A 22,123-nucleotide genomic window follows, 5' to 3' on the forward strand; every position below is an offset into this window, starting at 1 on the left:
ATGGCCGGCCCGATCTTTCCCTGGCGTGAAGGCAACCACTTCGAACTATTAATCGACGGTCCGCAGTTTTTCCCACGCATGCTGGTGGCGATTGCCCGCGCCGAGGAGCAAGTCGAGCTGGAGCTGTATCTGGTGGAGGCGGGGGCCTGTGCGGAGGCGATGGTGCAAGCGCTGGTCCAGGCCGCCGAGCGCGGTGTGCGCGTGCGTTGCCTGTTCGACGATTACGGCAGCCTCGCTTTCACACTGACCTTGCGCCAGCGCCTGATGGCCGCCGGGGTCGAGCTGCGTTTCTACAACCGCCTGAGTTGGCGGCGCTGGGTCGGCAACTTTTATCGTGATCACCGCAAGCTGTTGCTGGTGGATCAGACCATGGCGGTGGTCGGCGGCACCGGTGTCACCGATGAGTTCTGGACACCGGGGGAGGACGTCAGCGAGTGGCATGAGGTGATGGTGGAGATCACCGGCCCGCTGGTGACTGACTGGCAACTGCTGTTCGACCGCCAATGGATCGCCAACCGCCATCGCCGCGCCTGGAAACCCGCCTCGCATTTCGGCCTGCCGCGCCTGCCCCGCGTGCCCTCTACCGGCGAGGGCATGGGGCGCGTGGCCTATGCCGACGCCCGCCAGCACCGGGACATCCTGCAATCGCTGACGCGTGCGTTGAACAGCGGCCAGCGGCGCATCTGGCTGGCCACGCCGTACTTTCTGCCGACCTGGAAAGTACGCCGCTCACTGCGCCGCGCAGCGTCCCGAGGCGTCGATGTGCGCTTGCTGCTGACCGGGCCACGCACTGATCACCCTTCAGTGCGCTACGCCGGGCATCGCTACTACCCGCGCCTGCTCAAGGCCGGGGTGCAGATTTTCGAGTATCAGCCGTGCTTCCTGCATCTGAAGATGGTGCTGATCGATGACTGGGTGAGCATCGGCTCGTGCAATTTCGATCACTGGAACCTGCGGTTCAATCTGGAGGCGAATCTCGAAGCGCTGGACCCTGGACTGACCCGGGCAGTGGCGGCGAGTTTCGAGCGGGACTTTGCGTTGAGTCAGGAGGTCAGCCTGGAGGAATGGCGCCGCCGTCCGCTGTGGAAGCGGGTCAAGCAGCGGGTCTGGGGATGGGTGGATCGGTTGGTGGTGAATCTGCTGGATAAGCGCGGCTGATCTCGATCGTCTGAAGACCACAAACCACTGTGGGAGCGAGCCTGCTCGCGAAGAGGCCATCACATTCAACATCTTTGTTGAATGTCAGGCCGCCTTCGCGAGCAGGCTCGCTCCCACAGGTTTTGCGGTGTTTGAACGGTTACAGCAATTCAAAGCTCTGCTGCGTCACATCCTGGGAGTCCAGGCCGATCTGCACGTTGAACTTGCCCGGTTCCGCCGCGTACTTGAGCTGGGCATTGTAGAACTTCAGGTCATCCTCGGTGATGGTGAAGTGCACGACTTTCTGTTCGCCGGCCTTGAGCATCACTTTCTGGAAGTTCTTCAATTCCTTGATCGGGCGGATCATCGAACCGGCCACGTCCTGGATGTACAACTGCACTACGGTTTCACCGTCACGCTTGCCGGTGTTCTTCACGGTGACACTGGCGTCGAGCTTGCCGGTCTTGTTCAGCGTGGTCGCCGATAGCGCCATGTCGCTCAGGCTGAAGTCGGTATAGCTCAGGCCGTAGCCGAACGGGAACAGGGGACCGGTGGTGTCATCGAAGTACTGCGAGGTGTAGTTGCCCGGTTTGCCCGGCGTGAACGGCCGGCCAATGGTCAGGTGGTTGTAGTAGGTCGGAATCTGCCCCACCGAACGCGGGAAGCTGATCGGCAGCTTGCCCGATGGGTTGTAGTCGCCGAACAGCACGTCGGCGATGGCGTTGCCGCCTTCGGTGCCGGTGAACCAGGTCTCCAGGATCGCGTCAGCCTGTTCTTTCTCTTCGAGCAGGGTCAGCGGGCGGCCGTTCATCAACACCAGCACCAGCGGTTTGCCGGTGGCTTTGAGGGCGCGGATCAGCTCACGCTGGTTTTCCGGGATATTGATGTCGGTACGGCTCGACGATTCGTGGGACATGCCACGGGACTCGCCCACGGCAGCGACCACCACGTCAGCGTCCTTGGCGGCTTTCACCGCTTCATCGATCAGTACGTTGGCCGGACGTGGGTCATCCACCACTTCCGGGGCATCGAAGTTGAGGAAGTTGAGGTAACCGAGGATCTGCTTGTCACTGGTGATGTTGGCGCCACGGGCATAGATCAGGTTCGACTTGTCACCGATCACATTGCTCATGCCATCGAACAGCGTCACCGATTGCGCCGGTTTGCCGGCGGCGGCCCAACTGCCCATCATGTCGATCGGCGCCTTGGCCAGCGGGCCGACCAGGGCGATCTTCGCGGTTTTCTTCAGCGGCAGGGTTTCGTTCTGGTTTTTCAGCAACACCTGGCCGCGACGTGCCACGTCACGGGCTTCGGTGCGGTGCAGGCGGCTATCGGCATAGGTGTCGGCCGGATCATCCTCGGCCTTGCCGATGCGCAGGTACGGGTCCTTGAACAGGCCCATGTCGTACTTGGCGTCCAGTACCGCGCGCACCGCATTGTCGATGTCGCTCTGCTGGATTTCGCCGGACTTCAACAGCCCTGGCAGCTCTTTGCCGTACAAGGTGTCGTTCATGCTCATGTGGATACCGGCCTTGATCGCCAGCTTCGCTGCTTCGCGACCGTCGGAGGCGACGCCGTGCTTGATCAGCTCGAAAATTGCCCCGTGATCGCTGACGGCCAAGCCCTTGAAGCCCCATTCCTTGCGCAGCAGGTCGTTCATCAGCCAGGTGTTGGCGGTGGCCGGCACGCCGTTGATCGAGTTCAGCGCAACCATCACCCCACCGGCACCGGCGTCAATCGCCGCGCGGTACGGTGGCAGGTAGTCCTGGTACATCTTGACCGGGCTCATGTCGACCACGTTGTAGTCGCGACCGCCCTCGACCGCACCGTACAGGGCGAAGTGCTTGACGCTGGCCATGATGCTGTCGGCGGCGTTGGCGCCGGTACCCTGGAACGCCTTGACCATCACTCCGGCAATGCGCGACACCAGATAGGTGTCTTCGCCGAAGCCTTCGGACGTGCGGCCCCAGCGTGGGTCACGGGAGATGTCGACCATCGGCGCGAAGGTGAGGTCGAGACTGTCAGCTGCGGCTTCCTTGGCGGCGATGCGCCCGGACAGGCCGATGGCGTCCATGTCCCAGCTCGATGCCAGAGCCAGGGGGATCGGGAAAATGGTGCGGTGGCCGTGGATCACGTCATAGGCGAAGAACATCGGGATCTTCAGCCGGCTGCGCATGGCCGCGTCCTGCATCGGACGGTTTTCCGGGCGGGTGATCGAGTTGAACGTACCGCCGATGTTACCGGCCGCGATTTCCTTGCGAATCAGCTCCCGAGGCATTTCCGGGCCAATGCTGATCAGGCGCAACTGGCCGATTTTTTCTTCGAGGGTCATCTGCTTCATCAGGTTGCTGATGAAGGCGTCCTTGTTTTCCAGCGGCGGGGGTGTCGTGGCGGCCAATACGTTATGACTGGCCAGGCTGACGAGCAGGCCCAGCAAACACAGCTTCTTCATGAATAGTTTTCTCAAGGGCCCAAGCGGCGATGCAAATGCCGGCCAGCCAAAATTTAGGGAGCGACTATTGTTGTTCGGGGGCTGCTGCGAAAAACGGCAGCCAAATACCCGATGCGTTTTTTGCGCAGGGCATCTTTTAGCCCATTGCCCCGATGCAATCCAGTGGCGCGGCCGATTATGCCCCAAGAGCCAGCCGAGAGGGTCGCCGGTTGTTTTTTCCATGAAATGTGAAGGGAGCATCACTGTGATGAATGTAAGACAGTCTTACCGGTCGCGGCTGCAAGTCGCCACGTTGCTGGTGATGGCCACGTTGCTGACCGCCTGTGGCATCAACAACATCCCGACTCTCGATGAACAGGCCAAGGCCGCTTGGGGGCAGGTACAGAATCAGTATCAACGCCGCGCCGATCTGATTCCCAACCTGGTGGAGACCGTCAAGGGCTATGCCGCCCATGAACAAGACACCCTGACCGCTGTCATCGAGGCCCGGGCCAAGGCCACGTCGATCCAGGTCGATGCGTCCACCCTGGACAATCCGGAGAAGCTCAAGCAGTACCAGCAGGCCCAGGATCAGCTCAGTGGCGCCTTGAGCCGCTTGATGGTGGTGTCCGAACGCTATCCGGACCTCAAGGCCAACCAGAACTTCCTCGCCCTGCAATCGCAGCTTGAAGGCACCGAAAACCGGATCAGCGTGGCTCGGCGCGATTTCATCCTTGCGGTGCAAAAGTACAACACCGAGATCCGCACGTTCCCTGGTCGCCTGTGGCACAGCGTGATGTACAGCAACCTGCCGATGCGCGAGACCTTCGAGGCCACGCCGGGGTCGGAAAAGGCACCCGAGGTCAAATTCTGATCTGGATGAAAACGCCTGTAGGAGCCGGCTTGCTGGCGATAGCGATTGTGAAAACGCAAATCGCCAGCGAGCCGGCTCCTACACGGCGCATAAATGAGGTTGCTCATGCGCGCGATGAAGCTGGGCCTGGTGCTGTTACTGTGGGTGTTCGCCCTGGCGGTCCATGCCGAATTGAAGTTCCCGGCATTGACCGGGCGGGTCGTGGATAACGCCCAGATGATCGAGCCCTCGGTGCGCGATCAGCTTACGCAACAGCTTCAGGCCCATGAGAAAGCCACCGGTGAACAGTTGGTGGTGGTCACTTTGCCGGACTTGCAGGGCACCGACATTGCCGACTTCGGCTATCAACTGGGGCGCTACTGGGGCATCGGCCAGAAAGACAAAAACAACGGTGCGTTGCTGATCGTCGCCCGTGATGAGCGCAAATTGCGCATTGAAGTCGGCTATGGCCTTGAGGATCGACTGACCGACGCCCAGAGTTCGGTGATCATTCACCAGGTCATCACCCCGGCCTTTAAGGCGGGCAATTACAGCAAAGGCATCAGCGACGGCGTGGCAGCGATGCTGGTGGTGTTGGGTGGTAATCCCCTGGACGAGCCGTCGACGGTGTTTGAGTCCAGCGGTGATCCGAATGCCGATTTCGTCTCGCGGCATCCGACGTTGTTCGTGTTTCTGGTGTTGTTATTCATCCTGACGGTGTTTGTCTGCCAGATGCTCGGTATCCTTCCCGCCGGCCGTGGCGGATCGGGCGGCTCAGGCGGTTTTGGCGGGGGCCTGGGCGGTGGAGGTTTTGGCGGCGGTGGCGGCGGGGGCTTCGGCGGAGGAGGGGGCAGTTTCGGGGGCGGCGGTTCGTCGGGCGGCTGGTGATACAACAATAATGAACGGGCATTTCAAGACATGGCATTACTGACTGAACACGAACAACGCAAAGTCGCCGAGGCAATTGCCCGGGTTGAGCGTGACACCGACGCCGAGCTTGTGACCGTGCTCGCAGCTCGCGCCGACGACTATGCGTACATCCCGCTGCTGTGGGCCAGCCTGCTGGCGCTGGTGGTGCCGGGTATCGTGCATTACCTGACAGGCTGGTTGACCCTGCACAGCCTGCTGCTGGTGCAATGGATCAGCTTCATTGTGCTGTGCCTGGTGTTCCGGCTGCCGAAAATCACTACTCACCTGATCCCGCGCTCGGTGCGCCACTGGCGCGCCTCGAACCTGGCGCGTCGGCAATTCCTCGAGCAAAACCTGCATCACACCGTGGGCAGCACCGGCATCCTGATTTTCGTGTCCGAGGCGGAGCGCTATGTGGAAATTCTGGTGGACGAGGGGATTTCCAGTCGACTCGACAACAAGAGCTGGGACGCGATAGTTGCAGCGTTTACCCAGCAAGTGCGGCAAGGGCAGACGTTGCAAGGCTTCGTCAGTTGCGTCGAGGCCTGTGGCGAATTGCTCAAGGTGCATGTGCCGGTGACCCAAGTGCGCAATGAATTGCCGAATCGGTTGGTGGTCCTGGGCTGATGCTGATCCCCTGTAGGAGCGAGCCTGCTCGCGATGGCGGAGTGTCAGGCAACAGAGATGTCGAATGTGAGATCGTAATCGCGAGCAGGCTCGCTCCTACAGGGGATGGCGCCGTTCGTAAATAACTGCGTGTCCTGAAACGCCATCCCCCCTAAAATACCCGCCACTCCCGATCCGCCCCGCCCTGAGGCCGTTTTTTCCATGTCTGTCACCGCCACTTCCGCCAGCCCCGCGCCGGATCATCACGCCCAATTCATCGATCTGCTGCAAACCAGCCTCGATGGCAGCGCGTTCATCAAACTGGTGCTGGCCAAATACGTCGGCGAAGAAGCGGACCTGCAGCGGATCATCATCAAGCCGGTGACGGTCAAGGCGCAGCCATGCCTGTCCTTCGTTTATCGCTATAAAACCCGCGATATCACCAAGAACCTGCCCGTTACCGAAGGCGTGGCGACCATCGCCGGGCTGTTGCCGGCGGCATTCAAAAATGCGCATTTGTTGTCGTTGACCGACGAAGCCCAGCTCGAATACAGCAAAAAGGGCAAGTCTTCACTGTTCAAGAGCAAACCCCAGCAATTGCGTGAAGCGCCATCGGCCGAGCACAACCGCGAGAAAAACCGCTTTCTGGACTTGAGTCGGCCGTTTCTCGCCGACCTTGGCGTGACCAACAAGCAGCATGAGCTGATCCCGGCGATGTCGCGCAAGTGGAAGCAGATCAATAAGTTCATCGAGGTGTTTAGTCATGCGCTGACGTCATCACCGCTGGCGCTGGACAAACCGGTGCGGGTGGCGGACTTCGGATCGGGCAAGGGCTACCTGACGTTCGCCATCCATGACTACCTGCGCAACACCCTGAAGGCCGAAGGCGAAGTGACCGGTGTCGAGCTGCGTGAAGACATGGTCAGCCTGTGCAATGCCGCAGCGGCCAAGCTTGAGCATCCTGGGCTGGTGTTCAAGTGTGGTGACGTGCGCAGTGTGGCTCCGAGCGAACTGGACGTGATGATCGCGCTGCATGCCTGCGACATCGCCACCGACTACGCCATTCACACCGGCATCCGCTCCGGGGCGTCGATCATCATGTGCTCGCCGTGCTGCCACAAGCAGATCCGCCTGCAAATCCAGAGCCCGGCGCTGCTCAAGCCGATGCTGCAATACGGCCTGCACCTGGGCCAGCAGGCGGAAATGGTCACCGACAGTTTGCGCGCGCTGTTTCTTGAGGCTTGTGGTTACGAGACCAAAGTGTTCGAGTTCATTTCACTGGACCACACCAACAAGAACAAGATGATCCTGGCGGTCAAACGCGCCGAGCCGGTCGATCCGACTCAGCTGTTGGCGAAGATCCAGGAGCTGAAGGATTTCTACCGCATCACCGAGCATTGCCTGGAAACCCTGTTGCGTTCCGATGGCTACCTCTAACCCTCTTCTGTAGGAGCCGGCTTGCTGGCGATTTGCGTTTTCACAATCGCTATCGCCAGCAAGCCGGCTCCTACAGATTCATGTCGTGGCAACGCGCGCGGGTTGAACGGCGGTCTTGCGTCCGAGCATCACCGTCACGATGACCCCGGCCGCGAACAGCCAGGTGATCGGCTCGACGTGCTCACCAAAGAACAGCGCTGAAAAGGCGATGGTGAAGAAGATCTGCAGCAACTGAATCTGACTGACCCGGGCAATGCCGCCCATGGCCAGCCCGGCGTACCAGGCAAAGAAACCAATGAACTGCGAAAACAGCGAGACGTAGCCAAACGCCCACCAGGTTTTGGCCGAGACTTCGCCCTGATGTTGCAGTGCGAGGTACAGCACCGGGCCGATCAGCAGCGGCGTCGACAGCACCAGCGCCCAGCAGATGACTTGCCAGCCGCCCATCTCCTTGGCCAACCGGCCGCCTTCGGCATAGCCCAGACCGCCCACGGCAATCGCCCCGAGCATCAGCAAGTCCCCGGCCTGAATGCTGCCGGCGCCGCTGATCAGCGCATAACCGAGCACCAGCGCACTGCCCAGCGCGGCGCAGGCCCAGAAGGCTTTCGATGGGCGTTCATGGGACAGCCAGGCGGCGTACAGGGCCACGCACAGCGGTTGCAGGCCATTGACCAGCGCGCCGTGGGACGCCGGCAAGGTTTGCATCGCCCAGGCGGACAACACCGGAAAACCAAGAATCACCCCAGCCGCCACCAGTGCCAGGCCTTTGACCTGTTTCCAGCTCGGCCATTTTTCACGCTGCCACAGCAACAAAATTGCCGCCGGCACGGCCGCGAACAAGGCTCGTCCCAGGCCATTGAGCAGTGGATGAAGCTCCTGCACGACGATGCGCGTGAAGGGCAGGGTGAGGCTGAAAATGACGACGCCGAGCAGGCCCAGGGCCATGCCGGTGTTTTCGCGGGAGGACATGATGGCAACCGGAATTGTTGTGATTGGAAGAGCCTTCATCTAGCCATAATCCGCAGGTTTCGCGCTGTTACAGCTAGGCAAAGAGTTAGGCGTACAGTTCAAGGACGCTATCGCGGGCAAGCCTCGCTCCTACGGGGAAATTGAACCTGTAGGAGCGAGGCTTGCCCGCGAAGAACGATGACACCGTAATAGCCGGCTGTTACCCGACTTTCCGGATAAGGACTACCTTGAATACTCCTGCATGCCTACGCATTTCCCGGAGGAGTCCTACCCATGGCCGCGAAAAAAATTCTGATGCTGGTTGGCGATTACGTCGAAGACTATGAAGTGATGGTGCCATTCCAGGCGCTGTTGATGGTCGGCCATACGGTGCACGCCGTCTGCCCGGACAAGAGCGCCGGCCAGACCGTGCGTACGGCCATCCACGACTTCGAAGGCGACCAGACCTACAGCGAAAAGCCCGGCCACCTGTTCGCCCTTAACTTCGATTTCGCCAAGGTCAAGGCCGAGGATTATGACGCCGTGCTGATTCCCGGCGGTCGTGCACCGGAGTACCTGCGCCTGAATGAAAATGTCCTGGAGCTGGTGCGCGCCTTCGACAAGGCCGGCAAGCCGATCGCCGCCGTCTGCCACGGTGCGCAGTTGCTCGCGGCGGCCGAGGTTCTGGAAGGCCGCGAGTGCAGCGCTTACCCGGCCTGCGCGCCGGAAGTACGTCTGGCCGGCGGGACGTTTATCGACATTCCGGTGACGGACGGTCACGTACAAGGCAATCTGGCCACGGCACCGGCCTGGCCTGCCCACCCGAGCTGGCTCGCCGGTTTCCTTGGGTTGCTGGGTACGAAAATCACGCTGTAACAAGGAACCTGTCCATGTGCGAGCTCTACGTCAAAGCCGACCCGATCCTCTACGAATCGCGCTCCCGCTCGCTGCGTATCTGTGGGGTGGTAACCACCTTGCGGCTGGAGAATCAGTTCTGGGACATCCTCAGCGAAATCGCCGAGGTTGATGGCATGACCACCAACCAGTTGATCGCCAAGCTGTATGAAGAGGTCATGGACTACCGTGGCGAAGTGGTGAACTTCGCCTCGTTCTTGCGGGTGAGTTGTACGCGGTATCTGAGTCAGCGGCGGGTGGCGGTGCCGGAGCTGGCGGTGGTGCGGGCAGTGGTGAAGTAGACGGGACTGTGGTGACTTCATCGCGGGCAAGCCTCGCTCCTACAGGCCATACGACGCTGAACTGTAGGAGCAAGGCTTGCCCGCGATGGGGCCGGTACAGGCGACAAAAATCCTGGGCTGGTCTTTACTCTGAAGCGCGCAACCTCTCAATCGCCAAGGAGAAAGAGCATGTCCGGATGGTATGAAGTGAGCAAAAGCAGCAGCGGTCAGTTCAGGTTCGTGCTGAAGGCGGCGAACGCCGAAACCATTCTGACCAGTGAGCTGTATACCACCCACGCCGCGGCCGACAAAGGCATTGCGTCGGTTCAGGTCAACAGCCCGCTGGATGAGCGCTACGAGAGAAAGACCACCAAGGATGGCCATCCGTATTTCAATCTCAAGGCCGGCAACCACGAGATCATTGGCAGCAGCGAGGCCTATTCCTCGGCGGCTGCGATGGAAAAGGGGATTGCCGCCGTGAAGGCCAATGGCCCGACCAAGGTGATCAAGGACAAGACCCTGCCAGTCCTCTGAACTCAACACCTATCCCTGTAGGAGCGAGCATGCTCGCGATGGCGGTCTGACAGTCAACATCTGCGTGGAATGTCATGGCCTCATCGCGAGCATGCTCGCTCCTACAGGAGGCACCTTAAACCTCGACCGGCACCGCGAGCTTTGTGCTCCCCAACGCATGGGTCTTGGAATCAAAAAACCGCAACTCAACCCCCGTCCCCTCGAACACCTTCGCGTAAAACCGCTTCTGATGTTGAATGAACGCCTTGCTGCGCGGATAAATCGAGATCGCCACAACCTTCGGTCGCGCCTGGCGCAAGGCCTGCACGATATGGCTGTCCTGCTCACCCAACGCATGGCCAAAAATGCACAAACCGTCGCCATGGCTTAGCAACTGCGCGTAGCAGAACGACAGGTAATCCGAGCTGCGGATGGTCTTGAGCTTGTCCGCACTCGGCCCTTCGTTGACGAACAGCGGCACGTCATCGAGGGTCTTGATCGTGTTGTTGATGGCGAAATTGCCCAGCAGCGTGCCTTCGGTCGACATCAACCGGCGCGCCGTACCGTCCTGGTTGCGTACCAGATGCAGCCCGCCGTGCAAATACAGTAGGCGGGTCTTGTCGGTGGCGGTGGCGCTCAAATCGAAGGACGGTTCGGCGCCCTCGAACAGGTCGCTGATCGTGTCCGCCTGATGCTGAATCGCCCAGTGGTTGAGCAGGTCGTAGTTGGTGGTGAACACCGTGCGATAACTGGCCAGTTCCCGATTGATCGTCGCCAGGGTCGACGCCTCTACCAGACGCCACGGAATGTGCACCGCGTGCACGGTATTGATCAGCGCTTCCTTGATCGCGTAGTAGCGATTGCGCGGGGCGGCGGAGCTGACGGCCAGGGCCTTGTTGACCCGGCTGGTGGTCTTCAAAGCGCTCAGTACTTGCTCGATACTGCGTGTCTGCATCGCATCGAACACGGCCAGTTCGGAAGGGCTCAGGGGCTTTTCTTCAACGGTGCGGGCGTTTTCGAACAGCGAGTCGTAGCCAAAATCGTCCCACACCGCGCGGCTGGCGCCGTTGCCCACCAGCAGGCCGGCGAACGCAGCGCTGCTGCGCAAGGTGTTCCAGTCTTCAAGGTGGGCGTCGACATCCAGGAAATCGGTCATTGCTGTTAAGGTCTCAAGGCAAAAGGTCTGATGGGCGGCGACTTTATCACGACCGAGTGCCCGGACCACGGCACAGCCCGGACGAAGGGCGTTATGCTGCGGCTTCGCCCGAACTGACATCGCCGAGTCCCTGATGCTGCAAAAAAGCCTGATCCGCCGCCTCGACCTGATCACCCTGCAACTGTTCGTCGCCGTCCACGAAGAAGGCACCCTGACCCGTGCCGCCTCGCGTGAGGCGATTGCGGTGTCGGCGGCGAGCAAGCGCTTGATGGAGCTGGAAGAGGCGTTGGGGATCAGCCTGTTTGTGCGCCAGGCCAAGGGCATGACGCTGACGCCGGCCGGTGAAACCTTACTGCACCATGCCCGGCAGATGTTGTTCAACGTCGAGAAAATGGGCCTGGAGCTGGGCGAGCACAGTCACGGTGTGCGTGGGTACGTGCGGATGCTGGCGAACCTGTCGGCGATCATCCAGTTTCTGCCGGAGGACTTGCGGGACTTTTCCGAGCGCCATCCGCAGGTCAAGACAGACCTGGAAGAACGCCCCAGTGCCGGGGTGATTCAGGGGGTACTCGATGGGGTGGCCGACCTCGGGATTTGCTCCGTCGACAGCGACATCAAGGGACTGCACAGCGTGGTCTACCGTCAGGACAAATTGATGGTGCTGATGCTGCCGGACCATCCGTTGGCCAGCCGTCCGAGCCTGGCCTTCGCCGAGACGCTGGACAGCGATTACGTCGGCCTGCACGCGGCCAGTTCGATCAACATGCGCACCCATGCGGCGGCACGGGAGGCGGGCAGGGTATTGCGGGTGCGCATCCATGTGCCGGGCTTCGATGCCATGTGTCGGATGATCCAGGCCAACATGGGCATTGGCGTCTTGCCGCAACGGGCTTATGAGTTGTTTGGTCGGGCGCTGGGGCTGCATGCGGTGCCGTTGATCGATGACTGGTCGGATCGGGCGTTGATTCTGGTGGTGCGCGATGAGGCACTGCTGTCGCCGGTGAGCCGGATGTTGTTTGAGCATTTGCGTGGGCAGGTTTGAGATTTTCGTTGTTCGGGCCGGCCTCTTCGCGGGCAAGCCTCGCTCCTACAGGGATCACGTTGAGCCTGTAGGAGCGAGGCTTGCCCGCGAAGGCGGCCTTGAGGTCGCGACTGTTTCCCCGCCGGGCGTTCGCATTTCGCGAACGCTTGTTGCCAACTGAAGGTTGGATTCCGTTCCCCGTCGTCCTCTAGCCTTGGCTCCATATTCCAAGAACAAGAGGTACCCCGCGATGACTGCCCCCTTGAGTGCAATCAAAGTGATCGAGATCGGCACGCTGATCGCAGCGCCATTCGCCGCGCGCATGCTCGCCGAGTTCGGCGCCGAGGTGATCAAGATCGAAGCCATGGGCCAGGGTGATCCCCTGCGCAAATGGCGAAAGCTGCATGAAGGCACCTCGTTGTGGTGGTACCTGCAATCGCGCAACAAGAAGTCCCTGGCACTGAACCTCAAATCCCCTGAAGGCATTGAACTGGTCAAGCAGCTGGCGACCAGCGCCGATGTACTGATCGAAAACCTGCGCCCCGGCGCGCTGGAAAAGCTCGGCCTGGGCTGGGACGTGCTGCACGCCCTCAACCCTAACCTGACCCTGGTGCGCATCTCTGGCTATGGCCAGACCGGCCCTTACCGTGATCGTCCGGGGTTCGGCGCCATTGGCGAGGCCATGGGCGGCATCCGCTACACCACGGGCACCCCAGGTTCGCCGCCGGCACGGGTGGGGGTCAGCCTTGGCGACTCGCTGGCGTCATTGCACGCGGTGATCGGGGCGTTGATGTCGCTTCTGCGCGTCAAGACCGGGCAAGGCGGTGGGCAAATCGTCGATGTATCGCTGGCCGAAAGTGTGTTCAACGTCATGGAAAGCCTGGTGCCGGAGTACGACATGCTCGGTCATGTCCGTGAACGCAGCGGCGGTGCCTTGCCGGGTATCGCACCGTCCAACACCTACCTCACGGCGGACGGCGCTTACGTGGTCATTGCCGGCAACAGCGACCCGATTTACCGTCGTTTGATGAACACCATCGGCCGGTCGGATCTGGCCGAGGCACCCGAATTCGCCCATAACGACGGACGTGCGGCCAAGAGCAACCTGCTCGACGCCGCCATCACCCACTGGACCAGCAGCCTGCCGATCGATGAGGTGCTGACGGCCCTGGAAGCCGCCGAAGTCCCGGCCGGGCGCATCTATTCGGTGGCCGACATCGTTACCGATCCGCACTATCAGGCGCGTGACATGTTGCTCAACGCCCAGTTGCCGGGCGGTGCCACGGTGAAGATGCCCGGCATCGTGCCGAAACTCTCGGAAACTCCCGGCGGCGTGAACTGGTCGGGCCCCGGACTGGGCCAGCACACCGACGGCATCCTCGCGCAACTGGGCCTGACCGAGGCCGACATCGATCGCCTGAAAGTCGAAGGAGTGGTGCAATGATCACTGATTACGCAGGCAGCCTGATCGTGCAGGAAGTCTCCCCTCGCGACGGCTTGCAGATAGAGCCGACCTGGGTCGAGACCGTCGACAAGATCGCCCTGATCGATCAACTGTCCCTGGCTGGATTCAGTCGCATCGAAGCCGGCTCGTTCGTGTCGCCCAAGGCCATTCCAGCATTGCGCGATGGCGAGTCGGTGTTCAAGGGTATCAACCGCCAACCGGGGGTGATCTATGTCGCATTGATCCCCAACCTCAAGGGCGCACAACGGGCGCTGGATAGTAATGCCGATGAGTTGAACCTGGTGATGTCCGCCAGCCAGACTCACAACCTGGCCAATATGCGCATGCGCTGTGAGGACTCGCTGGCCGCGTTCGGCGAAATCGTCCAATTCGTGCAGGGCTCGACGGTGCGCCTCAACGCCAGCATCGCCACCACCTTTGGCTGCCCATTCGAAGGCAGGATCGATGAGGACCGCGTGCTGGAGATTGTCGAGGCTTATCAGGAACTCGGTATCCAGGGCATCACCCTGGCCGACACCACTGGCATGGCCAACCCACGTCAGGTGGATCGCCTGGTGCGGCGAGTCTTGCAGCGGGTATCGCCGGCGAACCTGACCCTGCATTTTCACAACACCCGGGGCCTGGGCCTGTGCAATGTGCTGTCGGCCTACGAGGCCGGTGCACGGCGTTTCGACGCGGCGCTTGGTGGGCTCGGTGGTTGCCCGTTCGCGCCGGGGGCCTCGGGAAACATCTGCAGCGAAGACCTGGTCAACCTGTGCGATGAAGTCGGTATTCACACCGGCATCGATTTGCCGCTGTTGCTGAAATTGTCCCGAGGACTGCCGGCGCTGCTCGGTCACGAAGTCCCCGGCCAACTGGCCAAGGCCGGGCGCAATTGCGATTTGCACCCCGTGCCGTCCTGACCACACATCTCCCTTGTAGGAGCTGAGCTTGCTCGCGATAGCGGTGTACCAGTCGATATTTATGTCGGATGTGACGCAGTCATCGCGAGCAAGCTCGGCTCCTACAGGAAAGCACTTCTTAACCAGACAACAAAAACAATCGGACACCCCAAGGGAAGTCCGCCTGGAGAAACGCAATGAGCCTCAATGCAATGGAGGCCGGGGCGAGCCCGGCCGTCAGCCACGACGAAGAAAAAGCTCTGGTCAGCAAGGTCGCCTGGCGGCTGATGCCGCTGATCATGGTCTGCTACCTGTTCGCGTTCTTCGACCGCATCAACATCAGCTTCGCCAAGTTCCAGCTGCAGACGGACCTGAGCCTGAGCGACACCGCCTACGGCCTCGGTGCCGGGTTGTTCGTGGTCGGTTACGTGATCTTCGAAGTGCCCAGCAACATGATGCTGTACAAGGTCGGCGCGCGCCGCTGGATCGCCCGGATCATGATGTCCTGGGGCCTGGCCACGGCGTTGATGGTCTTCGTCAACAGCGAATGGCAGTTCTACGTGTTGCGCTTCGTGATTGGTGCGATGGAGGCGGGTTTTGCGCCGGGCGTGCTCTACTACCTGACGCTGTGGTTCCCGCAGCACTATCGCGGGCGCATCACTTCGATGCTGTTCCTATCGTCGGCCTTTGCCGGTCTGGTGGGCGCACCGTTCTCCGGGCTGGTGTTGCAACATCTCGACGGTGTTCTGGACATGCGCGGTTGGCACTGGTTGTTCCTGCTGGGCGGCGTGCCGTGCATTGGCCTGGGTTTGCTGGTACTGACCCTGCTCAAGGACCGTATCGAAGATGCCCATTGGTTGACCGCCTCGGAGAAGACGCTGCTGGCCAGTCGCATCGCTCACCATGAACCACACAAATCCGGCGGTTCATTGCTCGCGGCGCTGAAGATTCCGGGGTTTCTGACCCTGGGTCTGATCTACTTCCTGATCCAGGTAGCGTCCTACGGCCTGAACTTCTGGGCACCACAACTGATCCGCAGCGCCGGTACCGAAAGCCCGGTGATGATCGGTCTGCTGACCGCCATCCCGTACATCTGCGGTGCCATCAGCATGGTGGTGATCGGGCGCTTGTCCGATGCTTCGGGCGAGCGACGCAAGTTTGTCGCCGGGCTGGTCGCGGTGGGCGCCATCGGCTTCTTCTGCGCGGGGATCTTTGCCAATCACACGACCTTTTTGATCGTAGCCCTGGGCTTGCTCGGCGCCGGCATCATCGCCTCGATCCCGAGCTTCTGGACCCTACCGCCAAAACTGCTTGCTGGTGCCGGTGCAGGTGCGGCGGGCGGGATCGCGGTGATCAACACTCTGGGCCAGTTCGGCGGCATCGTCAGCCCGGTCATGGTCGGACGGATCAAGGACCTGACCGGCAGCACCACCCCGGCGCTGTACGTCATCGGCGTTTGCGCACTGATCGCCGTGGCGCTGTTGATGTGGGGATTACCGCAAAAGCTGCGGACCCTCGACAAGATTTAAGGTTTCGCAGACCCCGGCAGTTCCCATAGTGACCACGCATCCCTGTAGGCGCTGCCGAAGGCTGCGATCTTTTGATCTTCAAGAAGTCGCAGTCACCGCTTTCCCCACCGCGTCGCCAAACTGAATCAACACCACCCCGCCAACCAACAACAACGCCCCGGCCATTCGCGGCAAGCTGACTTGCCGTTCCAGTAGCCCAAACCATCCAAAGTGATCCAGCACCAGCGACGCCACCACTTGCCCCGCCAGCGACAGGGCCAGGAACCCGGAAGCCCCCAGCCTGGGCAGCAGCACCACCGCCAATGAAATAAAACACACCCCGAATGCGCCACCGGCCCACATCCACAGAGGGGCCTTGGTGATGAATGCCATTGAAGGCAATGGCAAGCGCATCGCCAATACGATCGGCAGCAACACCCCAATGCTCACCAGCAACGACGCCAACGTCGCCCACAGCGGGTGACCCAAGCCACGCCCAAGGTTGAAGTTGATCGCACTTTGCAAAGGCACCACCGCCCCGGCAAACACGGCGAGTAAAAGAAGACCGATTCCGTGCAGCGTATTCATGTTCATGCTCCAGCAGGTTTTGCTGGACTCTAGGGTATTCATCGCGCAGATTTAAATTCCGTTTTGTAATCCAGAACATGCATCAAATGAATGATCTGCGCCGCATCGACCTCAACCTGCTGGTGATCCTCGACGCCTTGCTCAGTGAACAGCACGTGACCCGCGCAGCTGAGCGTCTGCACCTGAGTCAGCCGGCGGTCAGCCATGCCCTGGCGCGGTTGCGTGATCTGCTGGGTGATCCGTTGCTGGTGCGAGCCGGCGCCGGCCTGGTGCCGACTCCGCGAGCGCTGGAACTGAAGGCACCGCTGGCCGACGCGCTGGCTCAGGTGCAATCGCTGCTGGCGCCAAACGCCTTTGATCCGGCCACCGCCAAGCGCACTTTTCGCCTGGCGATGTCCGACTACGGTGCCGCCATCGTCCTGCCGGGTTTGAGTCGCCAGCTGCGCCGCGAAGCACCGGGTATCGATCTGCAAATCAGTCATGCCAGCCGCGAAGGCATGCTCGAAGGCGTGCTCAATGGTGACATCGATGTTGCCGTTGGCGTGTTTCCGGAAATGCCCAACGAGTTACGCAGCACGCCGCTGTTCGAGGAGCACTATGCGTGTTTGCTGGACCGCAACACGCTCAATGGTGACCTCGATCTGCCCGCTTACCTGAGCCGCCCCCACGTGCTGCTGGAAATGCGCGGCAGCGGCACCCCGGAAATCGAACGCGCTTTAACCGCTCTGCGTGAACGTCGTCGAGTGGCGATCAGCCTGCCGCACTGGAATGTTGCCCCGGACCTCATCAGCGGCACTGACTTGATCCTCACCGTCGCATCCCGGGCCTTGCGCGATGTCGATGAGTCGTCACTGATCGTTGTCCCGCCACCGTTTCACATTCCCTCGTTCAGCTTTGTGCTGGTGTGGCACACGCGGCGGGGTGGGGATCAGGCGTTGAATTGGTTGAATCAGAAGATTGGCGAGGGGATAAGGCATTGATGAAGTTCTTCGACGATCAGTCATTCAACGCCCAATAACCTGATATAGACTGGCCACCATTCACCAAACGGTTCAAAAGGACTTCTCATGACCCCATCGCTGCTAATGGCCGTTCTAGCCTCGGGTTTCATTTATGGCATCACCCCGGGGCCGGGTGTGCTGGCGGTGTTCGGGATTGGCGCGGCCCATGGACGGCGGGCAGGCGCGGGCTTTCTTTGCGGGCATTTGCTGGGCGATGTGATCTGGTGCAGCACGGCGCTGGTGGTGATTGTCGGTGCGCGGGAAATCGGCAGCACCGCGTTCGATGTGCTGGGCGTGCTCAGTGGCCTGTATCTGTTTTGGCTCGGTTGGCGTGCGGTGCGGGCGCGACGCAGCGGTGTTGAAGCGCCGCAAGGGCCGGCGCGTCAGCCGTTCTGGCATGGCATCCTGTTTGGCCTGACCAACCCGAAGGCTTATCCGGTGGCGGTGGCTACCTTCACAGCCTTATTGTCCAGCCGCGCGGAGTTGCTGACCTGGTCGATGTTGCCGTGGCTGATTTTCCTGAGTTTCGTCGGGGGGCTTTTCGCCTACGCTATCCTCATCGGCATTGTCGGGGCACGCCGAGTGCGCACCTTGTACCAACGTCATGAGCTGGCGATTACCCGGTTGTGTGGGGTGATGTTTATCGGTTTCGCCATCAACGCCCTGGCGCATGCCTTGCCGGGGCTGGTGACGAACAAGGCTTGAAGCTGATCGCGGGACTGCATCAGTGGCAAACGTTTCGGTCAGGGATGGTTACTTATTGCGGTTTCGTTCGGATACGTTCTCGGCACCATGACCACCAGAAATTCCGCCCCATTGGCGAGCTACATCGACCTTTTGCTGGACGCCGTTTGTGCGGTCGATAAACAAGGTCGCTTCGTGTTTGTCAGTGCCGCTTGCGAACGCATTTTCGGTTACACCCCTTGCGAACTGATCGGCCAACCGATGATCGATCTGGTGCACCCGGCTGACCGTCAGCGCACCCTCGATGCCGCCCGGGAAATCATGGGTGGCGAACCCAAGCTGAACTTCGAAAACCGTTACCTGCGAAAAGATGGTCGGGTGGTACACATCCTGTGGTCTGCACGTTGGTCGGAGGTCGACCAATTGCGCATCGCCGTGGCCCGTGACATCACCGAGCGCAAGCAGGCCGAATCCCGCCAGGCGGCGCTGTACGCGATTTCCGAAGCAGCCCATGCGGCTGAAGACTTGCTGGCGCTGTTCAAGCGCGTTCACCTGATCATCGGCGAATGGCTGCCGGCGCTGAATTTTTCCGTGGCGTTGTATGACGAACACTGCGCGCAGCTGAATTTTCCTTATCACGTCGATGACCACGAGCAGCAACCCGAGCAACCGGGAACGATGACCGAGCGCTTGTGTGCCGAGGTCATTCGCAGCGGCATGCCTATTCTGTTGACGCCAGAGCAGACGCAACCCTGTGTCGGATTCGAGGCGTTGGTGACAGGGCAGAATTCGCCCTGTTGGCTGGGTGTGCCGCTGAATTCGCAAAACGGCACCATCGGTGCGCTGATCGTCAAAAGCATCCCAGGTGGTGAGCGCTACACCGAGCAGGATAAAGAGCTGTTGCAGTATGTCTGCGCACAGGTTGCGACGGCGATTGAGCGCAAGCAGTTGCACGCGCGATTGCAACGCATGGCCCAGTACGACCAGCTGACCCAATTGCCCAACCGCGAATTGCTGCGTGAGCGGCTCAAGATTGCGCTGGAATCGGCACAAGAAGCGGGCGGGCGCATGGCACTGCTGTATGTCGACCTCGACCGCTTCAAGCAAGTCAACGACACCCACGGACATGCGGTGGGCGACATGCTGTTGCAGACCGTTGCCAACCGGCTCAAAGGCTGCGTGCGCGAAACCGACACGGTGGCGCGTATTGGCGGTGATGAGTTCGTGGTGTTGTTGCACAGCATCCACGCTTCGGGCGATGCCGACACGGTGGCCGGCAAAATCCGTCAGGTCCTGGCCCAGCCGTTGCGCTTGGATGGGCACAATCTGCACATCCAGCCCAGCATCGGCGTGGCGCAATACCCTGAAAACGGCACGGAAGAAAAGCAGCTGTTCAGGCACGCCGACGAGGCGATGTACACCGCCAAACGCGCACAACACCTGCGTCTGGTCTGAATGGCGGTTGCCGTTCGTCGCGGCATGCTCGGATTTTTCTAAACCTTTTGGCACGCGTAAATTCAGAAACTATGCGGGCGCCAGCTCGCCGCGAACATCACCAAGAGGTAGAGAATCATGCCTAACTCAAGAAACTCGAACTCGGGAAACTTCGCCAACGATCGAACCAAGGCGTCTGAAGCCGGTCGCAAAGGTGGGAAAACCACCACCATGACTGTCGACAAAGAGCCAAAACCCGATATGAGCCGTAAGGGCGGACAGGGCGGGCAAAAATCCCGCTAATGGATGCAATGCTCAACTGTTGTAGGAGCGAGCATGCTCGCGATGGACGTTAACGATTACGCGTGTTGACTGGCTAAACGCGGCGCCCTTGTGATCATCGCGAGCGAGCTCGCTCCTACACAACATGACGGAGCCGGTGGTTTTGATATAAGCGCGGGGGTGAAAGCTCCCGTTTGAATTTTTAGAGGAGGGCGCGACCATGAACCCTGTGGCCACCCGTTTTCGCAACAGCGTTTTTGTCACCTTACTGGGCCTGTGTGCCGGCAGCGCTTTCGCCCAGACACCTGTTGAATTCATCAACGATGCGTCGGCCCAGGGTGTCGCCGAAATTGAAACCAGTCGGCTGGCACACCAGAAATCCGAATCCAAGGAGGTCAAGGATTACACCATCGTGGTGATCAATGACCGTACGACGGCCAATCAGCATTTGGCCAAAATCGCCAAGCAACTGGATCTGCCGGTGGCTCCACGCGAAGAGGTGGAAAATAAAGCCAAGGCCCTGATGCCAGAGGTCATGGATGGCGCGAACTTCGACGAGGCCTACGCGGCCAGTCAGGTCAAAACCACTCAGGAGGCCATCGAGCAACTTGAGCAAACGGCGCAAACCACCGATGTGCCGCAAATCAAGGCATTCGCCGAAGAAACCCTGCCCAAGCTGCAGCATCACCTGCAAATGGCCAGGGCGTTGCAGGCCAGTCGCTAGCCGTTTGCATGCGCGGGCGACCTTCGGTCACCTGCGCAGTACCCATCAACACTCATTCAAATCGTGCTTACCTTTTTCCTGAACGACGGTGCCATCAATCGAAATGGTCTGGCCCTCGCCCAGGCTACGATAGTGCTTTCTCAGCGCCTCCAGCTCCTTGAGGTCCAACGCCTCCAGCCCCAGCATCGCGTTCTGTGCATCCTTCGTCACCCGCAGCAATTCATCGACCTTCAAATGCAAAATGTCGGTATCGCGGTTCTGCGTGTTCTGGATCAGGAACACCATCAGAAAGGTGATGATGGTGGTCGAGGTGTTGATGATCAGTTGCCAGGTGTCGTTGAACTTGAAAATCGGCCCGCTCAAGCCCCACAGGAAAATCAGCAGGATCGCCCCCAGGAACGTCTTGGGACTACCGGCCCACAGGGCGAGTTTCTGTGCGATTTTTGCGAACTTCATGGCCGTGTTCCTTATGAGAGGGCGCCTGAATTTCAGACAATGGCGGACGGTTGAAAATTCTACTTCTCTGAGAAAAGCACCTGTCGGCCATGGGTTAAGATGCTGGCGCATCCATGACAGGAGAACGCAATGAGCTGGTCCGCCAAGCAATACGTCGCTTTTGAAGATGAACGCACCCGTCCCGCTCGTGATCTGCTGGCGGCTGTTCCCGCTGGGGATGTGCGCTCGGCGGTCGACATCGGTTGTGGTCCCGGTAACTCAACCGAGCTGCTGGTGGAGCGCTTTGCCGGTGCGACGGTGCGAGGGCTGGACAGTTCGGCCGACATGATCGACGCCGCACGTAAGCGCTTGCCTGGGGTGCAATTCGATATCGCCGACATCGACACCTGGAACGACAATGGGCCGTTCGACGTGATCTTCGCCAACGCGGTGTTGCAGTGGGTGCCCGACCACGCCACGTTGCTGCCGTCACTGGTGAACAAGCTGGCGCCCGGTGGCAGCCTGGCGATCCAGATGCCGGACAACCTTAATGAGCCTTCGCACCGGTTGATGCGTGACGTGGCCGCTGACGGTCCGTGGGCGAGCAAACTGACTGGCGCTGCCGGCCAGCGAACTGAAATGGAAAGCGCCAGCGGTTACTACTCGATCCTCAAGGCTTGCTGCACCCGCGTCGATGTGTGGCGCACGACTTACCATCATCCGTTGGCGGGTGGTGCGTCGGGTGTGGTCGAGTGGTTCAAGGGCAGCGGACTGCGGCCGTTTCTCGATCCGTTGGATGAGGCGGAACGGGCGCAGTACCTGAAGCAGTATTTGGCAGCCATCGAGAAAGCTTATCCGGCGTTGGCCGATGGTTCGGTGTTGTTGCCGTTTCCGCGGTTGTTTCTGGTGGCGACGCGTTGATGCGCAAAGAAACA

At 60.5% G+C, this 22,123-nt stretch carries 23 protein-coding genes; 18 read left to right on the forward strand and 5 right to left on the reverse strand.

The features are described 5' to 3' along the window. Complete coding sequence (locus ABTV22_RS06735; protein ID WP_433739128.1) at positions 1-1,158, forward strand: phospholipase D-like domain-containing protein; 1,158 nt, start codon at positions 1-3, stop codon at positions 1,156-1,158. Positions 1,159-1,297: 139 nt separating this feature from the next. Here the strand turns inward: ABTV22_RS06735 and bglX are convergent, their stop codons facing one another. After that, a complete protein-coding gene (gene bglX, locus ABTV22_RS06740; RefSeq protein WP_433739129.1) occupies positions 1,298-3,589 on the reverse strand; it encodes a beta-glucosidase BglX in 2,292 nt (763 codons plus the stop codon). Between the two features lie 247 nt (positions 3,590-3,836). Between bglX and ABTV22_RS06745 the strand changes: the two genes are divergently transcribed. The 4 genes from ABTV22_RS06745 (at position 3,837) to ABTV22_RS06760 (ending at position 7,373) form a co-directional block, all read left to right on the forward strand. Continuing rightward, positions 3,837-4,442 (forward strand): LemA family protein, encoded by a 606-nt coding sequence (locus ABTV22_RS06745; RefSeq protein WP_433739130.1) that lies wholly within the window; start codon positions 3,837-3,839, stop codon positions 4,440-4,442. A gap of 105 nt (positions 4,443-4,547) precedes the next feature. Beyond that, positions 4,548-5,309 (forward strand): TPM domain-containing protein, encoded by a 762-nt coding sequence (locus ABTV22_RS06750; RefSeq protein WP_433739131.1) that lies wholly within the window; start codon positions 4,548-4,550, stop codon positions 5,307-5,309. A gap of 30 nt (positions 5,310-5,339) precedes the next feature. Further along, positions 5,340-5,957 carry a TPM domain-containing protein gene (locus tag ABTV22_RS06755; protein ID WP_433739132.1) on the forward strand — a complete coding sequence of 206 codons (618 nt, stop codon included), beginning with the start codon at positions 5,340-5,342 and terminating at the stop codon, positions 5,955-5,957. Between the two features lie 201 nt (positions 5,958-6,158). Further along, positions 6,159-7,373, forward strand: a complete 1,215-nt coding sequence (locus ABTV22_RS06760) for a class I SAM-dependent methyltransferase (protein WP_433739133.1) — start codon at positions 6,159-6,161, stop codon at positions 7,371-7,373. Positions 7,374-7,451: 78 nt separating this feature from the next. On the opposite strand, the gene ABTV22_RS06765 is transcribed toward ABTV22_RS06760, so the two are convergent. Beyond that, positions 7,452-8,342 (reverse strand): DMT family transporter, encoded by an 891-nt coding sequence (locus ABTV22_RS06765; RefSeq protein WP_433739134.1) that lies wholly within the window; start codon positions 8,340-8,342, stop codon positions 7,452-7,454. A gap of 273 nt (positions 8,343-8,615) precedes the next feature. Here ABTV22_RS06765 and ABTV22_RS06770 point away from each other — a divergent pair, with 273 nt between their 5' ends. The 3 genes from ABTV22_RS06770 (at position 8,616) to ABTV22_RS06780 (ending at position 10,030) form a co-directional block, all read left to right on the forward strand. Further along, positions 8,616-9,197, forward strand: coding sequence for a DJ-1/PfpI family protein (locus ABTV22_RS06770; RefSeq protein ID WP_433739135.1), 582 nt, complete (start codon positions 8,616-8,618; stop codon positions 9,195-9,197). Between the two features lie 14 nt (positions 9,198-9,211). Then, positions 9,212-9,517 (forward strand): ribbon-helix-helix domain-containing protein, encoded by a 306-nt coding sequence (locus ABTV22_RS06775; protein ID WP_433739136.1) that lies wholly within the window; start codon positions 9,212-9,214, stop codon positions 9,515-9,517. Positions 9,518-9,685: 168 nt separating this feature from the next. Further along, positions 9,686-10,030, forward strand: a complete 345-nt coding sequence (locus ABTV22_RS06780; protein ID WP_433739137.1) for a YegP family protein — start codon at positions 9,686-9,688, stop codon at positions 10,028-10,030. A 115-nt stretch (positions 10,031-10,145) separates the two neighbouring features. Here ABTV22_RS06780 and ABTV22_RS06785 read toward each other — a convergent pair whose 3' ends face one another. After that, on the reverse strand, positions 10,146-11,165 hold the full coding sequence (locus tag ABTV22_RS06785; protein ID WP_433739138.1) for a DUF4917 family protein: 1,020 nt from the start codon (positions 11,163-11,165) through the stop codon (positions 10,146-10,148). A 133-nt stretch (positions 11,166-11,298) separates the two neighbouring features. Here ABTV22_RS06785 and ABTV22_RS06790 point away from each other — a divergent pair, with 133 nt between their 5' ends. The 4 genes from ABTV22_RS06790 to ABTV22_RS06805 all read left to right on the forward strand — a co-directional run bounded on the left by ABTV22_RS06790 (position 11,299) and on the right by ABTV22_RS06805 (position 16,061). After that, positions 11,299-12,207 (forward strand): LysR family transcriptional regulator, encoded by a 909-nt coding sequence (locus ABTV22_RS06790; protein WP_433739139.1) that lies wholly within the window; start codon positions 11,299-11,301, stop codon positions 12,205-12,207. A gap of 229 nt (positions 12,208-12,436) precedes the next feature. Continuing rightward, complete coding sequence (locus ABTV22_RS06795; RefSeq protein ID WP_433739140.1) at positions 12,437-13,630, forward strand: CaiB/BaiF CoA transferase family protein; 1,194 nt, start codon at positions 12,437-12,439, stop codon at positions 13,628-13,630. Then, a complete protein-coding gene (locus tag ABTV22_RS06800) occupies positions 13,627-14,553 on the forward strand; it encodes a hydroxymethylglutaryl-CoA lyase (RefSeq protein ID WP_433739141.1) in 927 nt (308 codons plus the stop codon). The genes ABTV22_RS06795 and ABTV22_RS06800 overlap by 4 nt, the downstream gene beginning before the upstream one ends. 176 nt (positions 14,554-14,729) lie before the next feature. After that, a complete protein-coding gene (locus ABTV22_RS06805) occupies positions 14,730-16,061 on the forward strand; it encodes an MFS transporter (protein ID WP_433739142.1) in 1,332 nt (443 codons plus the stop codon). A 78-nt stretch (positions 16,062-16,139) separates the two neighbouring features. On the opposite strand, the gene ABTV22_RS06810 is transcribed toward ABTV22_RS06805, so the two are convergent. Next, the gene (locus tag ABTV22_RS06810) at positions 16,140-16,628 is read right to left on the reverse strand and encodes a DMT family transporter (RefSeq protein ID WP_433739143.1); all 489 of its coding nucleotides are present in this window, start codon (positions 16,626-16,628) and stop codon (positions 16,140-16,142) included. Positions 16,629-16,705: 77 nt separating this feature from the next. Between ABTV22_RS06810 and ABTV22_RS06815 the strand changes: the two genes are divergently transcribed. The 5 genes from ABTV22_RS06815 to ABTV22_RS06835 all read left to right on the forward strand — a co-directional run bounded on the left by ABTV22_RS06815 (position 16,706) and on the right by ABTV22_RS06835 (position 20,753). Then, positions 16,706-17,608, forward strand: coding sequence for a LysR family transcriptional regulator (locus ABTV22_RS06815; RefSeq protein WP_433739144.1), 903 nt, complete (start codon positions 16,706-16,708; stop codon positions 17,606-17,608). Positions 17,609-17,695: 87 nt separating this feature from the next. Then, entirely contained in the window at positions 17,696-18,334 is a 639-nt protein-coding gene (locus ABTV22_RS06820) for a LysE family translocator (protein ID WP_433739145.1), read from the forward strand. Between the two features lie 87 nt (positions 18,335-18,421). Further along, positions 18,422-19,768 (forward strand): diguanylate cyclase domain-containing protein, encoded by a 1,347-nt coding sequence (locus tag ABTV22_RS06825; RefSeq protein ID WP_433739146.1) that lies wholly within the window; start codon positions 18,422-18,424, stop codon positions 19,766-19,768. 117 nt (positions 19,769-19,885) lie between these two features. Next, positions 19,886-20,050, forward strand: coding sequence for a KGG domain-containing protein (locus ABTV22_RS06830; protein ID WP_433739147.1), 165 nt, complete (start codon positions 19,886-19,888; stop codon positions 20,048-20,050). Positions 20,051-20,249: 199 nt separating this feature from the next. Beyond that, on the forward strand, positions 20,250-20,753 hold the full coding sequence (locus ABTV22_RS06835; RefSeq protein WP_433739148.1) for a DUF4142 domain-containing protein: 504 nt from the start codon (positions 20,250-20,252) through the stop codon (positions 20,751-20,753). Between the two features lie 45 nt (positions 20,754-20,798). Here ABTV22_RS06835 and ABTV22_RS06840 read toward each other — a convergent pair whose 3' ends face one another. Next, positions 20,799-21,209, reverse strand: a complete 411-nt coding sequence (locus ABTV22_RS06840; RefSeq protein ID WP_433739149.1) for a low affinity iron permease family protein — start codon at positions 21,207-21,209, stop codon at positions 20,799-20,801. A 129-nt stretch (positions 21,210-21,338) separates the two neighbouring features. Here ABTV22_RS06840 and tam point away from each other — a divergent pair, with 129 nt between their 5' ends. Beyond that, on the forward strand, positions 21,339-22,109 hold the full coding sequence (gene tam, locus ABTV22_RS06845; RefSeq protein WP_433739150.1) for a trans-aconitate 2-methyltransferase: 771 nt from the start codon (positions 21,339-21,341) through the stop codon (positions 22,107-22,109). Positions 22,110-22,123 lie beyond the last annotated feature (14 nt).

The organism is Pseudomonas putida, from assembly GCF_050990305.1.
GTDB lineage: Bacteria > Pseudomonadota > Gammaproteobacteria > Pseudomonadales > Pseudomonadaceae > Aquipseudomonas > Aquipseudomonas putida_AH.

Excerpts from the sequence above, each read along its gene's own strand:
- ABTV22_RS06735 (WP_433739128.1), top strand. The coding sequence starts at position 1 with ATGGCCGGCCCGATCTTTCCCTGGCGTGAAGGCAACCACTTCGAACTA.
- bglX (WP_433739129.1), bottom strand. The coding sequence starts at position 3,589 with ATGAAGAAGCTGTGTTTGCTGGGCCTGCTCGTCAGCCTGGCCAGTCAT.
- ABTV22_RS06745 (WP_433739130.1), top strand. The coding sequence starts at position 3,837 with ATGAATGTAAGACAGTCTTACCGGTCGCGGCTGCAAGTCGCCACGTTG.
- ABTV22_RS06750 (WP_433739131.1), top strand. The coding sequence starts at position 4,548 with ATGCGCGCGATGAAGCTGGGCCTGGTGCTGTTACTGTGGGTGTTCGCC.
- ABTV22_RS06755 (WP_433739132.1), top strand. The coding sequence starts at position 5,340 with ATGGCATTACTGACTGAACACGAACAACGCAAAGTCGCCGAGGCAATT.
- ABTV22_RS06760 (WP_433739133.1), top strand. The coding sequence starts at position 6,159 with ATGTCTGTCACCGCCACTTCCGCCAGCCCCGCGCCGGATCATCACGCC.
- ABTV22_RS06765 (WP_433739134.1), bottom strand. The coding sequence starts at position 8,342 with ATGTCCTCCCGCGAAAACACCGGCATGGCCCTGGGCCTGCTCGGCGTC.
- ABTV22_RS06770 (WP_433739135.1), top strand. The coding sequence starts at position 8,616 with ATGGCCGCGAAAAAAATTCTGATGCTGGTTGGCGATTACGTCGAAGAC.
- ABTV22_RS06775 (WP_433739136.1), top strand. The coding sequence starts at position 9,212 with ATGTGCGAGCTCTACGTCAAAGCCGACCCGATCCTCTACGAATCGCGC.
- ABTV22_RS06780 (WP_433739137.1), top strand. The coding sequence starts at position 9,686 with ATGTCCGGATGGTATGAAGTGAGCAAAAGCAGCAGCGGTCAGTTCAGG.
- ABTV22_RS06785 (WP_433739138.1), bottom strand. The coding sequence starts at position 11,165 with ATGACCGATTTCCTGGATGTCGACGCCCACCTTGAAGACTGGAACACC.
- ABTV22_RS06790 (WP_433739139.1), top strand. The coding sequence starts at position 11,299 with ATGCTGCAAAAAAGCCTGATCCGCCGCCTCGACCTGATCACCCTGCAA.
- ABTV22_RS06795 (WP_433739140.1), top strand. The coding sequence starts at position 12,437 with ATGACTGCCCCCTTGAGTGCAATCAAAGTGATCGAGATCGGCACGCTG.
- ABTV22_RS06800 (WP_433739141.1), top strand. The coding sequence starts at position 13,627 with ATGATCACTGATTACGCAGGCAGCCTGATCGTGCAGGAAGTCTCCCCT.
- ABTV22_RS06805 (WP_433739142.1), top strand. The coding sequence starts at position 14,730 with ATGAGCCTCAATGCAATGGAGGCCGGGGCGAGCCCGGCCGTCAGCCAC.
- ABTV22_RS06810 (WP_433739143.1), bottom strand. The coding sequence starts at position 16,628 with ATGAATACGCTGCACGGAATCGGTCTTCTTTTACTCGCCGTGTTTGCC.
- ABTV22_RS06815 (WP_433739144.1), top strand. The coding sequence starts at position 16,706 with ATGCATCAAATGAATGATCTGCGCCGCATCGACCTCAACCTGCTGGTG.
- ABTV22_RS06820 (WP_433739145.1), top strand. The coding sequence starts at position 17,696 with ATGACCCCATCGCTGCTAATGGCCGTTCTAGCCTCGGGTTTCATTTAT.
- ABTV22_RS06825 (WP_433739146.1), top strand. The coding sequence starts at position 18,422 with ATGACCACCAGAAATTCCGCCCCATTGGCGAGCTACATCGACCTTTTG.
- ABTV22_RS06830 (WP_433739147.1), top strand. The coding sequence starts at position 19,886 with ATGCCTAACTCAAGAAACTCGAACTCGGGAAACTTCGCCAACGATCGA.
- ABTV22_RS06835 (WP_433739148.1), top strand. The coding sequence starts at position 20,250 with ATGAACCCTGTGGCCACCCGTTTTCGCAACAGCGTTTTTGTCACCTTA.
- ABTV22_RS06840 (WP_433739149.1), bottom strand. The coding sequence starts at position 21,209 with ATGAAGTTCGCAAAAATCGCACAGAAACTCGCCCTGTGGGCCGGTAGT.
- tam (WP_433739150.1), top strand. The coding sequence starts at position 21,339 with ATGAGCTGGTCCGCCAAGCAATACGTCGCTTTTGAAGATGAACGCACC.